The sequence below is a fragment of the Exiguobacterium sp. AT1b genome, from assembly GCF_000023045.1.
In the GTDB taxonomy this organism is placed as follows: Bacteria; Bacillota; Bacilli; order Exiguobacteriales; family Exiguobacteriaceae; genus Exiguobacterium.
In genome coordinates, this window is sequence record NC_012673.1 from 1,000,840 (window position 1) to 1,016,332 (window position 15,493).

Annotated in this window: 13 protein-coding genes; 2 read left to right on the forward strand and 11 right to left on the reverse strand. The window is 50.4% G+C overall.

The genetic code is table 11. The features are described 5' to 3' along the window. Positions 1-11 precede the first annotated feature (11 nt). Positions 12-326, reverse strand: a complete 315-nt coding sequence (locus EAT1B_RS05250; RefSeq protein WP_012727099.1) for a PTS lactose/cellobiose transporter subunit IIA — start codon at positions 324-326, stop codon at positions 12-14. A gap of 304 nt (positions 327-630) precedes the next feature. Here EAT1B_RS05250 and EAT1B_RS05255 point away from each other — a divergent pair, with 304 nt between their 5' ends. Further along, positions 631-2,466 (forward strand): acyltransferase family protein, encoded by a 1,836-nt coding sequence (locus tag EAT1B_RS05255; protein ID WP_012727100.1) that lies wholly within the window; start codon positions 631-633, stop codon positions 2,464-2,466. Between the two features lie 20 nt (positions 2,467-2,486). Here the strand turns inward: EAT1B_RS05255 and EAT1B_RS05260 are convergent, their stop codons facing one another. Continuing rightward, the gene (locus EAT1B_RS05260) at positions 2,487-2,987 is read right to left on the reverse strand and encodes a YdcF family protein (protein ID WP_012727101.1); all 501 of its coding nucleotides are present in this window, start codon (positions 2,985-2,987) and stop codon (positions 2,487-2,489) included. 186 nt (positions 2,988-3,173) lie between these two features. On the opposite strand from EAT1B_RS05260, the gene EAT1B_RS05265 reads away from it, so the two are divergent. Further along, on the forward strand, positions 3,174-3,467 hold the full coding sequence (locus EAT1B_RS05265) for a hypothetical protein (protein WP_012727102.1): 294 nt from the start codon (positions 3,174-3,176) through the stop codon (positions 3,465-3,467). Between the two features lie 40 nt (positions 3,468-3,507). Here the strand turns inward: EAT1B_RS05265 and EAT1B_RS05270 are convergent, their stop codons facing one another. The 9 genes from EAT1B_RS05270 to EAT1B_RS05310 all read right to left on the reverse strand — a co-directional run bounded on the left by EAT1B_RS05270 (position 3,508) and on the right by EAT1B_RS05310 (position 15,447). After that, a complete protein-coding gene (locus EAT1B_RS05270) occupies positions 3,508-6,429 on the reverse strand; it encodes an immunoglobulin-like domain-containing protein (RefSeq protein WP_012727103.1) in 2,922 nt (973 codons plus the stop codon). Positions 6,430-6,687: 258 nt separating this feature from the next. Beyond that, the gene (locus tag EAT1B_RS05275) at positions 6,688-8,001 is read right to left on the reverse strand and encodes a glycosyltransferase family 4 protein (protein ID WP_012727104.1); all 1,314 of its coding nucleotides are present in this window, start codon (positions 7,999-8,001) and stop codon (positions 6,688-6,690) included. A 36-nt stretch (positions 8,002-8,037) separates the two neighbouring features. Beyond that, the gene (locus EAT1B_RS05280) at positions 8,038-9,258 is read right to left on the reverse strand and encodes a DHHW family protein (RefSeq protein WP_012727105.1); all 1,221 of its coding nucleotides are present in this window, start codon (positions 9,256-9,258) and stop codon (positions 8,038-8,040) included. Between the two features lie 12 nt (positions 9,259-9,270). Continuing rightward, the gene (locus EAT1B_RS05285) at positions 9,271-10,701 is read right to left on the reverse strand and encodes an MBOAT family protein (RefSeq protein WP_012727106.1); all 1,431 of its coding nucleotides are present in this window, start codon (positions 10,699-10,701) and stop codon (positions 9,271-9,273) included. 37 nt (positions 10,702-10,738) lie between these two features. Then, positions 10,739-11,215 carry a hypothetical protein gene (locus EAT1B_RS05290; RefSeq protein ID WP_012727107.1) on the reverse strand — a complete coding sequence of 159 codons (477 nt, stop codon included), beginning with the start codon at positions 11,213-11,215 and terminating at the stop codon, positions 10,739-10,741. Between the two features lie 81 nt (positions 11,216-11,296). Beyond that, on the reverse strand, positions 11,297-12,397 hold the full coding sequence (gene wecB, locus EAT1B_RS05295) for a non-hydrolyzing UDP-N-acetylglucosamine 2-epimerase (protein ID WP_012727108.1): 1,101 nt from the start codon (positions 12,395-12,397) through the stop codon (positions 11,297-11,299). A gap of 49 nt (positions 12,398-12,446) precedes the next feature. Continuing rightward, the gene (tagH, locus tag EAT1B_RS05300; RefSeq protein WP_012727109.1) at positions 12,447-13,334 is read right to left on the reverse strand and encodes a teichoic acids export ABC transporter ATP-binding subunit TagH; all 888 of its coding nucleotides are present in this window, start codon (positions 13,332-13,334) and stop codon (positions 12,447-12,449) included. 10 nt (positions 13,335-13,344) lie between these two features. Next, positions 13,345-14,142, reverse strand: a complete 798-nt coding sequence (locus tag EAT1B_RS05305; RefSeq protein ID WP_012727110.1) for an ABC transporter permease — start codon at positions 14,140-14,142, stop codon at positions 13,345-13,347. A 15-nt stretch (positions 14,143-14,157) separates the two neighbouring features. Next, positions 14,158-15,447, reverse strand: coding sequence for a nucleotide sugar dehydrogenase (locus EAT1B_RS05310; RefSeq protein ID WP_012727111.1), 1,290 nt, complete (start codon positions 15,445-15,447; stop codon positions 14,158-14,160). Positions 15,448-15,493: the final 46 nt, after the last annotated feature.

The following is a 15,493-nucleotide window of genomic DNA, read 5'->3' on the forward strand; positions in this document are numbered from 1 at the left end:
GTTCGTCTAAGTTAATTTGACCGGCGATAGAGCTCGATCATATGTTGCATCATGTCGCGCAAGAGCATCGTCGTCATCAAGTGGTCCTGCCCATGCACCATGATGAACCCGAATTCCGCACCTTCGCCTCGTGCTTCCGCTTGAATCATGCTCGTCTGTGTCGCATGTGCGAGCGAGATTGATTCATCTGCTTGTTTAACTAGCGATTCAGCTCGGTCGTAATCCCCTTCTTTCGCTGCCTCGAGCGCACGCATCAGATTCGAACGCGCATCTCCTGCGTGAGCGACAATTTCCAAACCTACCAATGCTGACTCTTCTTTCGTCATGTTAAACTCCCCTTTGTGTTTGTTTTTTTTCGATATGTCATATCCACATTCATATAGTAGCACCAGAAAGAACTCTTGTAAACGTTTTCAATCAAATTAATTATTATTTTTTATCTTTTTTGTTTTAAAATGTTCTCTTTTTATTTTTCTCACTCTCTTCTTGTTCAAATTGGTAATCAATCAATTCTTTTTCATTCACGGACTGTTAATCTTTTGAAACCATTCCCTCTTCCTCGCTCGTTATACTGAAGAATGGATTGAAAAATAAGGGAAATGTCCGCTTTACTAGAAAGGAAGTGGGGGCATGAAACCACTCAAACATACAACGTATATGCCTGGTCTCGACGGCTTGCGCACGTTCGCCGTCTTGGCTGTCATTTTATATCATTTAAATGTACCTTACATATCCGGGGGATTCCTCGGTGTCGATGTCTTCTTCGTCCTGTCCGGTTACTTGATTACCGGCATCTTGATTCGCGAATGGACGAAGACCGGCACAATCGATTTGAAAAGATTCTATGTCGCACGTTTCCGTCGTTTGTTGCCGGCGCTCGTCTTGATGCTGTCCGTCGTGATGACGTATGTGACGCTGTTTGACCGCTCCTTGCTCGATACCGTGCGACAAGATTCACTGGCGGCACTTGCCTATGTGAACAACTGGTGGTATATCTTCCACGAAGTCTCCTACTTCGAAAGTTTCGGAAAGCCATCGCCGCTTCAAAACTTATGGTCTCTCTCGATCGAAGAACAGTTTTATGCGGTCTGGCCGCTACTCCTACTCGTCGGTCTCGCGTTCCGGAAGCGATTGCTCCAACTACTCGCTGCGCTTTTATTCGTCTCCGCCGCCTGGATGGCATTCCGATATGTACCCGAAGCCGATCCGAGTCGCGTCTACTACGGGACCGACACACGCTTGTTCGGTCTGCTTATGGGGGCCGTTCTCGCGTTCGGCTGGCGCCCGGACACGTTTAAAGAGACGATTCCGAAGATAGGACGTCACATTTTGAATGGGGCCGGCGCCATTTCGCTCATCACCATCGTCGGCATCATCCGAACCGTCAACGCTTACGACGCGTTCCTCTATTACGGAGGCTTCTTGCTCGTCGCGTTCCTATCCGCCCTATTGATTGCCGCTGTCGCCCATCCGGCGACCATTTGGTCACGACTGTTTGGAAGCGCTTGGCTTCGCGTGATTGGCACCCGGACGTATGGGATTTACTTGTGGCACTATCCGGTCATCATTCTGTCGACACCGCTCGACCGACTCGGGACGTTCTCGCCACTTCTTTCCGTCGGACAAGTGGCGTTGACGCTTTTGATCGCCGAGTTGTCGTATCGTTTCGTTGAGACACCGATTCGCCGAAATGGATTCAAACATGCGTTCCGTCAGCTCGTCTCGACACCGACGCACCCGAGCGCACGCTTCGCCGCCACGGCATGTGCGACGGCGCTCTCACTCGTTCTCGTTGGGAATTTGACCATCCTGGCGTTTTCTGAATCGAAGCCGGTCGAAGATGAGATTCCTGTCGTGAAAGTACCGATGCCAAAAGAGGACACTCCGGACGTTCCGAAAGCACCGGAATCCGAAGAGCCAGAGGATGTTCCGTCCGAAGATCAACCGACAGAAGAGAACCCAGTACCGACTGAAAAACCAGAAGAACGAACATGTCCACCGGCTCTCGCGATTGGCGACTCGGTCATGCTCGGATTGAACGAATACTTGGCAGATGCCTTCCCGAATATGAAAATTGACGCCCAAATCGGACGTCAAGTTCGTGATGCGATCCCAGTTGCCTCACAGTACCAATCCTATAATGCCCCAGGGCACGTTGTGTTCCTCCATCTCGGAACGAACGGCGCCTTCAAAATGGAGCAACTCGAGACGCTGCTCAAACAGTTCGAACGAGCAGATGAAATCTATTTGATCAACACACGTGTCCCACGTCCATGGGAAAGTGAGGTCAATGAAAAACTCGCACGGGCAAGTGAACTTCACGAGAACGTGTCCCTCATCGATTGGCATGAAAGGTCAATCGGGAAAGAAACGTACTTCGAAAGTGACGGGGTCCATTTGAATATCAAGGGCGCCGAAGCGTTCGGCCACGTGCTGAACGAAGAAATCGGCTGTCAAGCAAACTAGGCTCTTGCGAGTGCAAGAGCCTAGTTTTTTTCTTTCATGAATACATAACGTCCCAACAGCTTCACATACGCCAATACTTCACGAATGAGATATCGCCCTTTCGCAAGCGGTGGGGTCGGTGCATATAGGGCATCGCTCTTGAGCTGAAAATACAGTCTCGCAATCAAACGGGCCCGTGGCACATGAAAGTCATTCGTCACAATCGTCACACCTGATGCTCCATCCCAAAACAGACGGCTATGCTCAAAGTTCTCAATCGTCGACGTCGATGTCGCTTCCACATGAATCCGCGTAGCATCAATCCCTTGTGCCATCAGTTCTCGTTCAATGACACGCGCCTCCGCCATCCCTTCATCCGGTCCCTGTCCACCTGTTGCGATCAGTTCGACATGAGGATGTGCCTTCGCATAGGCGGCCGCCACGTCAATTCGATGTCGGAGTGCCCGGGATGGTCGAGTTCCATTCACTTTCGCCCCAAGGATGATGACGAACCGATATGTCCCAGTCGCGTTTTTTCTCATGTTGTCACCCCGCCTTCGTACGTTCTTTCCTAACTTTACTCAAACAAAGGAATGATTGCACGAATCCGCTCTTTTTTACAATTTCAAGTAAGTATATTTACATAAATATGAAAATAACATTTGAAATATCCAAAAATTGTTTTATGATAAAGGAGGTAAGACTTCTTGAGGGAGGACTGGTGAACCATGACAGATTCAGATAAGTGGTTATCCACCCGCTTCTTATATACACGCGATGCACGACTGTTTGCAGAGATTGAGGTTGTCGAGCTCGACCCGACTCACTATAAGTTCGTGATTCATCCGACACCGCTTGGCGCCGGGGAATCTCCTTATATGCGACAAGGTCCGTTAGACTCAGACCATCTCCCCTCTGCCTTTTCCGATGTGAGCCGTGTGTATTCGAGACAGCTGGATTGCTTGCGTGCCGCGACACGTCTCGTCTCTTCGATTGGACCAGCTCGCTTCACAGCACATTGACCAAAAGAACGGAGTCGCACAGTTGCGACTCCGTTCTTTGTTATTGCTTCGACAATTTGACGATGATTGGAATCGGTTGATTGATTCCTTGATACTTCGCTTGTAGAACAACCAAGTGGTCTTGCTGATCACGTTTAATCGTCACGTTATACCCTTGAATCGTCACGAGGTCTGGGTGTGAACTCTCCCAGTTCGTGATGCTCTTCGCCCCGATTCCAAGCAATCCGCCATATTGTGATGGGAGCGTTGCATTTTGAGAATTGCCCCCTAGTGCATTGACGACCGGATTGACAATCGTACCGAGTGTGTCGAGCAACCCACCGAGTAACCCCGTATCGACGTCTTGCGTCGACATATTGATGATTTGGTTTGTACTGGCATTCTCAACAGATAACGTAAACGGTGAAACGATGTCGGTCTCACGAACATCCCCTGCACTCGTCATCAGCGCCGGGTTACTTGATGTCCATGTGAGCGGAGAACCATTCAAGCTCGTTGGTAACGACAAATCAAATACCGGATACAACGTTCCGAATATCGACTTGATTTTTGTCACATCATCCCCTAGGACCAATTGAACATTCGCAGCGACCGAACCGTTAAAGGTCTTCGTCCGCGTCAAGCCGCTCTTCGTGACCGAAGCCGTCAAAATGAATAATTTCGACTCGGTCGGATCTTGTTGAATCACTCCCGTGTTCGAGATGACGCCCGGTTGATTCGAAGACCAACTGACGTTGATTCCGTTCGATGCGGACGGGAGTGAGATATTGGTCGACAAGTTGATGAGATTGCCAAGGTTAATGGCATTCAAAGCCGCGTCAAGCTCGGCTGTCAACAACGCATCATCTTTTGGTACGAGCAAGTTCGAGAACGTACGTGATTTCGTCACGCCGTCTTTCGTCGCATTGACCGTGATCGACACCGTTTGATCCGTTGTGCCACGCGTCACGACCCCACTGTTCGAGACGACCGCTTGATTCGATGAGGACAGCGTCGCCGTTCCTCCGGTAAATGGTGGTAAGACGATGTTCGCAGTGAGTGGACTTGTAATCGACAGTGCTGCCAAGTAGTCGTCTACTTCCCCTTCAGCCCCGCCTTCTTTCTTCGGTACGAGCAAGTTCAAGAACGTACGTGATTTCGTCACGCCGTCTTTCGTCGCATTGACCGTGATCGACACCGTTTGATCCATCGTGCCCCGCGTCACGACCCCACTGTTCGAGACGACCGCTTGATTCGATGAGGACAGCGTCGCCGTTCCTCCGGTAAATGGTGGTAAGACGATGTTCGCAGTGAGTGGACTTGTAATCGACAGTCCCGCCAAGTAGTCGTCGACCGCTCCTTCAGCCCCGCCTTCTTTCTTCGGCACAAGCAGACCGAGGAAGATTTTCGTCTTCGTCACCCCATCTTTTGTCACTGTCACGACGAGCGAGACCGATTGATCCGTCGTGCCACGCGTCACGACCCCACTGTTCGAGACGACCGCTTGATTCGACGAAGTCAGCGTCACCGTCGCTCCAGAGAGTGGAGGGAGTGTGATGTTTGTCGTCACCGGACTCGAAATGACGAGTCGGTTCAAGTAATCATCGATGAGACTTTCCGCCGATGCATCTTTCTTCGGTACGAGGATATTCGGGAAGGACTTCGTCCGTGTCACCGAACCTTTCGTCGCTCGCACCGTTAAATTGACATACACATCTTGGTCACCACGTGTGACGACACCTGATGAGGAGACGACCGCTGGATTGCTCGAGTCAATCGAGAAGACGACACCTGGATATGTCGGCAAGTCGATATTCTTCGTGAGCGGATTATCGATTTGGATGCTGTTGAGCCAGAGGTCGAGCTCTTCCTCGTCCGTCTGCGAACGTTTCGGAATCAAGATGTTGGTATACGTGATCGATTCCGTGATCTCTCCACGCTTCGCTTGAATCGTGAACGTCACAAGCTCATCTTTCGTGCCGCGTGTCACTTTTCCTGAGCTCGACAAGGCATCGTTGTTCGATCCAATCGAGAACGTCACACCGTCAATTTGCGGGAAGACGATGTCCTGCAATAACGGATTGGTCACGTCGATATTCAAAAGGAGCCCTTTTAATAACTTTCGGATATCCGCTTCCGTATCATCCGGAACCTGTCCGTCTTTCAATGTCACGACGACCGGGGATGTCCGTTTGACTCCCGATTGGACATAGACGTTATACGACGCAGGCTTGAGCGGGAGGGAGGCGACTTTATACGAACCGTCCCGATTCGGGTAGATGTTTTTCTTATACTGTTTCTTTGTTTCCCGGTTCTCCGCGATTAAGTAGTGACGGATCCCCTTTTCCGGATAGTGGATTTTACCGACTGCTTGAATCTGTTCATTGTTCGTTAAGATGGTAAAGACCGGTTGCGTCAACATGACATCTCGAACGTTCAACTTCACTTTGCCCGAGAAGGCGACATTCAAGCCGCTCGCCCGATAACTGACATACTTCGTGCCGATCGTATTCGTCGAACGAGGCCCCCACGTCAATTTGTATGTGGAGCGCTGACCGTTCGCAAAATGGGCCGTCAACAGTTTCGGCATGCTCGGAATTTGTTTCTTACCGACCGACCGGATGACCGGTGTCGTGATCCGAACGGGATAATTCTTGATGCGGACCGACCATACCGCCTTCTTGCTCGTTCCATGAACCGTTCCGACAAGGCGCTGCGTCCGATTTAAATCATCTTTTTGGAAACTGACTTTCGACCATTTGACACTTCGGTACGCATACCGACCATTGGACAACCTCACTTTCACCGTCTTCGGATAAGTGAACTTCTTGACCGCATACGTCGTCCCCCCATAATGCGTATACGATTTGGGAGAAAACACGTGCTGCACGGATGAGGAACTCGCCTCTACCCCAGACCCTGGTACGATGGTGAACCCGACAAGTAAGAAAAAACACAAAAAAAGAGCAACGACTTTTTTCATTCATGCATCCTCCTTCACAAAAAACATGGCGACAGGTATACATGATGTGCGTGCCTCTAGGGTGATAGTAAAATGTACCCTAATTGTGAAACTATTATGTAAATTTTGTAATATAGATGGTGCTAAAGTAACATAAAATATACTTATTTTGACTATAGTGGATATGAAAGACTTCTCGTGATATTCGTCACTCAACTAAAAATAAATTCGTTATATTCAAAAAGAGAACTTCTGATGTGAAGTTCTCCCTGGCTATACTTATTCGGTTTCATCGGACAGTCGCTGAAGGGCTAATCGTAACTGACTAATCTCGGCAGACTGCTCCGATTGAATCGTACGAAGTTCATCAAGGTGTCGCTTTGTCGTCTCGAGTTCCTCACGCATAGCTTCCAGTCGTTGCTCCCGATCCGCTAATTTCCACGAACAGATCCGATTCGCACGACGAGCATGCAGTTGGTCGTAACGAATGTGTGGATAACGAGCCACCAAATCGATTTCCTCGACTCCTTCTTGTCTCACCTCTTCGAGCAGATCAAGGAGAAGCCGTTGCGCCGCTTCATCACGGAAATGTTCATCCACGAGTGCGGCCGAGAAACGCGCGAGCTCTCGCCTTGTCGTCTCATCCATCAATTCGAGGATGGCATCACCGATTCGACCCGATGTGTATCCATCGTATTTCGTCCCGATCCCGCCAAAGTTCGTACTCGCAATATCTTGCCACGTCGAAGGTGTGACCAGTCCTTGATAACTTTTACTCCCGACGGCGATGGTCGGTTTGCCGACCGCCATTCCTTCTAGCGCAGAACGCCCTGGGGCGATGACGAAATCGGCACGACACATCACTTCAGGTAAATCGTCTTGCTCGACCCAACCAAGCCAGTCCATCGTCTGACTGGTCCCTTCAAGCGCTTCCTCATAACGTGATGCGTATTTTTCCCGTTGTGTCCCGTCCCCGACAATGAGCCAATCAATCGGTAAAGACTTGATCCGCTCGTCTTCTAGCGCATCTAAAAAGACATCTAAAATGAACAGTTTGTCCGCATCCAGTCGCGAGGTGAATAGACCCGTCACCCGCTCTGACGACACGCTCGTCGTATCCGGGACGAATGCATCATCGACTCCGTTCGGAATGACGATAAGCTTCGATTCGATGGCCGGACAGTGCTCCACGAGATGGGTCGCGATCCGTTCTGAGACGGCAATCACTCGCGAGACGCTCGCATGATACTGCTCAATCTCATCATCATACATCCCATGGATGACGAGAACGAAAGGGATGCCGTGCGTTTCTGCCACCGCTAGGCCGACCTGTCGTGAATCGAACGGCTGGGCATACACCATATCGAAGGATTGTGTCCCTACCGCATCGATCACACGGGTGACGTCCTCATTGGAATAATCGGTTCGCATGACCTGTCCACCGAGCGCCTCTACCTCTTCGGCAAAGGGACCCGGCTTACAGACGACGGTCACCTCATGACCCTCTCGAATGAGCACTTTCACAGATGAGAGGATATGTCGATGAAGCCCACCCATCGCGGAGTGGAAGAATACCGGTAGCAATACGTTCATGAAGCGCACCTGCCTTTTCGAAGGAATCGCGTTCGATCACAGACCTTCTTGATACATCGACCCGAGTCCTGTGATTCGGTCATTGTGTAAGAACAGAACCGCATCGACATCGTTCTCTTTCGCATATTCCGCGATGCTGACATCGTAGTCATCGAGATAACGAACGTCGATTGCCGATACCGTCCCGAACGATTCGCCGAGGTAGCCGAGTACCGGGTTCGCATAAGAATCTTTCAACACGAGGAGATGATCGTCATTTTCCGGATTCTCCTGCGTGATTTTCGCGAGAGCGTAGTTGTCGCCCATGAACAAGTTGTAGTAGTTCGTGAAGTCGTCCGTGTTGTTCAACACGTCTTTGTCGAGGACACCATGTCCACAGTCATCCCCGTTTTGACAGACCGTCGTCGTGAATCCGTCTTTCGGTTCGAGATACGTGAACGTGTCCGCCGATTCGACATACGGCATCGAGATTTCCCGGGCATGTGAACCGTAGAACGTCCCGTCGACCGTCTTCACGTCCATCTCATCCGCGGTCAACACCGGTGCATCCGGGAACTGTTCGCTTAGGCGGTCCATGATTTGACCGTATGCAAGGAATGCCCCTTCCGCTCGCCAGTGGTGATCGGTTTTGAAATAGATGTCCTCGCCTGGTTCGTCACCGAGCGTCTCCTCCAAGTCGATGAGCGGGATGTCATTCTCTTCGATCCGCTCATGTAACTCGTCACGATTCTCCGCATCCGCCGACTCGATATAAGCCGGGAAGATGTTTTGTCGCGTCGCATAGACCGGCTTACTCGGTGCCGAGGCGAAGTAAGACGGGATGCCGGCATCATCCATCTCTTTTTTGAATTCTTTGAAGAATTCACCGAGCGAAGAATACTGACTTTCGTTCGCATCCGGACCGTATAAGAATCCATCGATGCTGATGACGCCGTTATTCATCTGTTGTTGCAACACGTTCAGTTGCACCCAGGCCTGCGTTTCAATCCACAGGTTTCGCTCAAACACCTGGTCGTTCGCTGACGCCTCGAACTCTTCCATGTACGACCCATTTAAAATCGTTTCGATGGATGGCTCAGGGCGCTGGGCCAACATGCGTCCCTCGGTGGCCGAGCGTTCCTGCTCCGTCCCGAAAGCGTAGACGGCAAGTCCATAAAAGATGGTGCCAAGGAAGCCGAGCAAGAGGATACTGTTGACCACCCAAGAGAGGCGCCGTCCTTTCGAACGGACTTGTTCACTTTTGGTTTGTTGTTCCATTGTCAGCCCTCCTTAGAACCGGAAATAAATAAACGGATTAAATGTACTTGATACGACATACGAAATCGAGATGCCGAAAATGAGCAAGATATAAGCTGCTCGGGCAAGACCTGCGCTTGCGGCAAGAACCGGACGTTCCGAGTCCACCTCGTGGCGCAAGAAGTGAGCGGCCAGCATCTTCGGAAGCGGTGTGGCAGCAATCATCGCCAACAGAAGAACCGTTCCGTATTGGACGAGATAGAAGTATGCCGTTTGATCGAACACTTCACCGCCATGTAAGCCGAACATGACTTGCAAATAGTCAATCGCGTACGTGAAGTTATCGGCACGGAAGAATACCCAACCGATGACGACGACGAATAATGTGAACACATGCGCGAGCCATGCCGGCCACGCTGCGAGCCATTTCCCGAGAAATGCCCGTTCGAACATGATGAAGATCCCGTAATAGAGACCCCAGGCGATAAATGTCCAACTCGCCCCGTGCCATACGCCAGTCAATAACCAAACGATGGTCAAGTTGCGATACGTCTTCCATGCCCCTTGACGATTCCCGCCGAGCGGGATGTACACGTAGTCTCGGAACCAGCTTCCGAGCGAGATGTGCCAACGACGCCAAAACTCAGACACCGATTTCGAAATATACGGATAATTGAAGTTCTCAAGGAAATGGAACCCAAACATCCGACCAAGACCGATGGCCATGTCCGAATAACCTGAGAAGTCAAAGTAAATTTGGAGCGAGTAGGCGATGATTCCGATCCAGGCGAGTGTCGTCGACAGGTCCCCTGCCGATTGACTGAACACTTGGTCGGCCACATACCCACAACTGTTCGCCAAAATCATCTTCTTCCCTAGACCTATGACAAAACGTTGGATCCCAGAGACGAAGTCATCGACTGTCTCACGGCGGTCCACGATTTCATCTGCGACCGTTTGGTAACGGACGATTGGTCCGGCAATCAATTGCGGGAAGAACGAAACGTAAAGTGCCAAGTCGAACAAATTCTTCTGGAGACGCCCATCGTTCCGATACACATCGATGACGTAACTCATCGCTTGGAACGTGAAGAATGAGATCCCGAGTGGTAGTGGGATCTCCGGGTCGTTCAGCGAGAAGCCGAACACCGAGTTGACGTTCTCGACGAAGAAACTCGCGTACTTGAAGACACCAAGCATCCCGAGGTTTCCGAGAAGCATGAGCACCATCGTCCATTTGATCTTCTTCGCATCGTCTCGATACTTGTCGACCATGAAGCCAAAGAAGTAGTTCATGACGATCGAAGCGAGCATGATGAGGACGAAACGTGGTTCACCCCATGCGTAGAAGAATAAACTTGAAACGAGTAGAATCGTATTCTTCAGCCAGCGTGGTGACACGAAGTACAGCAACAGCACGACCGGCAAGAAATAAAATAGAAATACCGTGGAACTAAATAACATACCAAATGGTCCCTTTCTCCCTTAAGACTTGCTCCGTTCAGCGGAACGTTACATAGAGGTCATCGAATCGTACTGTGATCGGGTCAAGCGTCTCGACGATGTATTTGTACGACATCTTGAAATACTTGGCGCCTTCCATCTGTTTCACGACTTCTTCAATCGGATTCATCCCCGGATTCAACGTGAGCGAGAAACGTTTGTTCGAAAGACGCTCCTCATCTGAGTACTGCATGACATACAGTTCAAATCGAACGGTGCGATCGCCTTCGACATAAACGGCAGTCTTCATTTCCATCTCGTCCCCTTCATCCATCTTGGCGTCTGCCAAAAAGATTTTTGACGGTGGAATCTCAAACTTCAAATCAAACAATTGGACGTAAATCGAGTCCGTTAACGCTTGTGGTAAAAATGTGACTTCTGTCTTGTATTCTTCTTCGCGCATCGACATATGGTTTTTATGCGGTCCGCGCGGATAGTAATGATAAATCGCCGGACGAATTCGCTTCGTTGACATACAAGCACCTCCGAATCGTTAGGATGATGATACAGAAAAGAGTTGCTGTGCCAGGCACAAAACAACTCTATTCGCTTTCATTTAGTTGGCAAGGATGGCATCGACGATTCGACGTGACGCCTCACCATCACCGTACGGGTTCGATGCTTGTGACATCGCTTTGTATGCCGTTTCGTCAGACAAGAGCTCGTCCGCGAGTGAGAAGATGTTCTCTTCTTCGATCCCTGCGAGTTTGAGCGTTCCTGCAGCCACACCTTCTGGACGTTCTGTCGTGTCACGAAGGACGAGGACAGGTACACCGAGAGATGGTGCTTCTTCTTGTACGCCACCTGAATCCGTTAAGATCAAGTGCGACGTCGCCGCATAGTTGTGGAAGTCGAAGACGTCGAGCGGTTCGATCAAGTGGACACGTTCGACATCGTGAAGAATCTCGTTAGCGAGTTCACGAACGACCGGGTTCATGTGGACCGGATACACGACTTCGATGTCATCATACTTCTCGATCAAGCGACGGACCGCACGGAACATGTTGCGCATCGGCTCACCCAAGTTTTCACGACGGTGCGCCGTCAACATGACGAGGCGACGACCTTGTGAACGGATGCTGTCGAGCAATTCGCTCGCATAGTCGTCACGGACTGTCGTTTTGAGTGCGTCGATTGCCGTGTTCCCTGTGACGAAGATCATCTCTTCATTCTTGCCTTCACGAAGGAGGTTGTCACGCGACGTTTCCGTCGGTGCGAAATGAAGGTCGGCCATGACACCCGTCAATTGGCGGTTCATCTCTTCCGGGAATGGTGAATATTTATTGTGTGTGCGCAGGCCAGCCTCAACGTGACCGACTGCGACTTGGTTGTAGAAAGCTGCGAGTGATGCCGCGAATGTCGTCGTTGTGTCCCCGTGGACCAACACGATATCTGGCTTCGTTTCAGCGATGACCTCGCCCATCCCTTTCAATACACGTGACGTGACATCGTAAAGCGTCTGCTTGTCCTTCATGATGTCGAGGTCATAGTCCGGTTTGATTTCGAACAACTCGAGCACTTGGTCAAGCATTTGACGGTGCTGCGCTGTCACGACGACAATCGGTTCTACCCCTTCACGTTTTTTCAACTCAAGTACGAGTGGTGCCATTTTGATGGCTTCTGGTCGCGTCCCAAAGACGGTCATGACTTTTTTCATAGGTCGTTTCGCACGGTCTGACTTCGCCGTGCTTCCTCCTCCCAATTGCTCACGCTTCGTTCGATACAGCGACCGACGAATGGCGTGTTTGTAGTTGTTCTTCTGTCAAAGGCGGTAAGATATACGTCTCTCCGAGCTCCGTCGCATCGACGACCGTCGTACGACGTTTGAGCTTATCGGCTTTAAACGAGTCTTGTTGCTCTTTTGACAAGTTGCGGAACCATTTCAAAAACTTGTTGTACTCCCGAACGACTTCATCGACCGGTCCATATTCGCGCACTTCTCCGAACTCGAGCCAAAGACCGAGCGTACAGAATTGGCGAACTTGTGAGACCGAGTGACTGATGAAGAAGATCGTCTTCCCACGGTCTTTGAACTCGTTCATCTTGGCGAGACACTTGTCGGTGAACGTTTGGTCCCCGACGGAGAGCGCCTCATCGATGACGAGGATGTCCGGGTCGACGTTGATCGAGATGGCGAACCCGAGACGGGACTTCATTCCGCTCGAGTACGTCTTGACCGGCTGATTGATGAAGTCACCGATATCGGCAAACTCAATGATGGCCGGGGTCAAGTCGATAATTTCCTGTTTCGTCATCCCGAGCATCAAGCCTTTGAGCTCGATGTTCTCGAGCCCTGTCAAGTTGCCGTTCAAACCAGAAGAGATCGCAATCAACGCCGTCTTTCCGTGAAGTTCGATTTTCCCGTGAGTCGGCGGCATCACGTCAGCCAGCAAGTTCGACATCGTCGACTTCCCTGACCCGTTGATCCCGATAATCCCTACCACTTCTCCGGGTGGAACTTCAAACGTGACATTGCGGAGCGCGTAAAACTGTTTGCCCCCTGCTTTACTGAAGAAGATCTCTTTCAGCTTATCAGATTGCTTGTTATAAAGCGTATATCGTTTCGATACGTTTTCAAATTTAACCTGGTACATAAGGTCCTCCTCAAATGTAATCGATGAAGTGTCGACGGAAACGCAAATGAATCATCGACCCGACGAAGAAGAGAACGAAGACGATGGCCCAGTAATAGAGACCGTAAGCCCAGTTAGTCGCCAACCAGTCGGTTCCGAGGAACATCGACCGATATCCTTCGACTAAATAATAGAGCGGATTGATTTGTAGGATATTCGCGAGCTTCGCCGGCGGCACCCAAAAAATCGGTGTCAAATACATCAACATCCGCATCATCGACTGAAGAAGGTTTTGAAGATCGCGCACGATTGTCGTGAGCGCGGACGTAATCAAGGCGAGCGAGTACAGTAGTGCGAGCGCACTGAATGCCAAGTAGATAAACCAGAGCGAATGTAGCCCCATCGGGAATCCGAATGCCCACATCAAGATAAACGAGACACCGACTAACGCCACGTGGCGATAGAAGAGTGCGAGCAAGACGTATGCCGGAATCGTCGAGATTGGGAAGCTCATTTTGGAGACCATGCCGATTTTCGAATAGACGGACCGGGCCGTAGAGGTAATCGCCGAGGCAATGAAGAACCAGACGACAATCCCTGCGACCAACCATGGCAGAAACGGCACGCCATCAATCGGCCTGCCGCTTCGAATACCAAATCCAAATACGAACCAGTAAACTCCAATCTGCAATAACGGTGTCACGAACTCCCATAAAAATCCGAGGTACTGCATCGAGTTGTTGCTTCGCGTCTCATACGTGGCGAGACGGAAAATCAAGTACAAGCTCGACTTTAGCTCTGAAAGAATAGCTTTCGCGGATTTAAACATGTTCATTCACCTGAATCAAAGAACGAGATTCGTTTCCTTTGTATATTTGTAGAGGTTGCCGTAGTTGACGACCGCTACGTCTTCACCTTCTGGTTTCACGATGTTACGTGTGTCGAAGATCATCGGACGACGCATCGTTGACTTGAGCTCTGCGAAGTCGAGGACTTTGAACTCGTTGTGGTCAACCAATACGAGGACGAGGTCCGCGTCTTTGAGTGCTTCTTCTTTTGAAACGAGCTCGAAACGGCTTGATGTTGATTTTTCAACGTGTGAGTCGTGAACAGAGATGTTCACACCACGGTCAAGCAAGATTTCAGCGATTTCAACCGCTGGGCTTTCACGCATGTCGTCGACGTTTCCTTTGTATGTCACACCAAAGACCGCGACTTTCGCATCTTCGATTCCAGCAGTCAACTTCTGAACGTTGTCTGCAACGTAGTGTGGCATCGAGACGTTCGTCTCACGTGACAAGTTGATGATTTTCGCCAGGTCAGGTGATTTCGCGACGATGAAGTACGGGTCGACCGCGAGACAGTGTCCACCGACACCTGGGCCTGGGCTATGCAAGTTGACACGTGGGTGCTTGTTCGCCATCTCGATGACGTCAAGAACGTTGATGTCTAAGTCGTTACATACTTTTGCGAGTTCGTTCGCGAGTGCGATGTTGACGTCACGGAACGTGTTTTCCATGAGTTTCGACATTTCTGCCGTCTTCGCATCCGTTTTCACGATTTCACCTTCAACGAATGTACCGTAGACGCGTGCGCCTGCTTCTGCACATTCTGTCGTGATTCCACCGACGATGCGGTTGTTGTGCACGAGCTCATGAAGGATTTGTCCAGGCAATACGCGCTCTGGGCAGTGTACGAGATAGATGTCTTCACCGACAGTGAATCCAGCTTCTTCGACGAGTGGTTTGACGAAGTCGTCCATCGTACGTGGTGCGATTGTCGACTCAACGATGATGACGTTACCTTTTTCAACGAATGGCAACACTTTGCGTGTCGCATCCAAGACGTACGTCAAGTCACATGATTTGTGCTCGTCGTCGTTGTTCGGTGTTGGGACCGCGATGATGAAGGCATCTGCTTTCTCTGGAGAGAGTGATGCACGGAACTTCCCTTTTGCCACGACGTCTGCGACCATTTCGCCGAGACCTGGCTCTTCAATGTGGATTTCTCCACGGTTCAATTTATCAACAACATGTTGTGAGATATCGACTCCGACGACGTCGACGCCATAGTTCGCAAAGACAGCCGATGTCGGTAATCCGATATATCCAAGACCTACTGTACATACTTTCATTGTGTGGTAACCTCCAAATGTTTTGACGCGCTTTTTAAATAGCGCA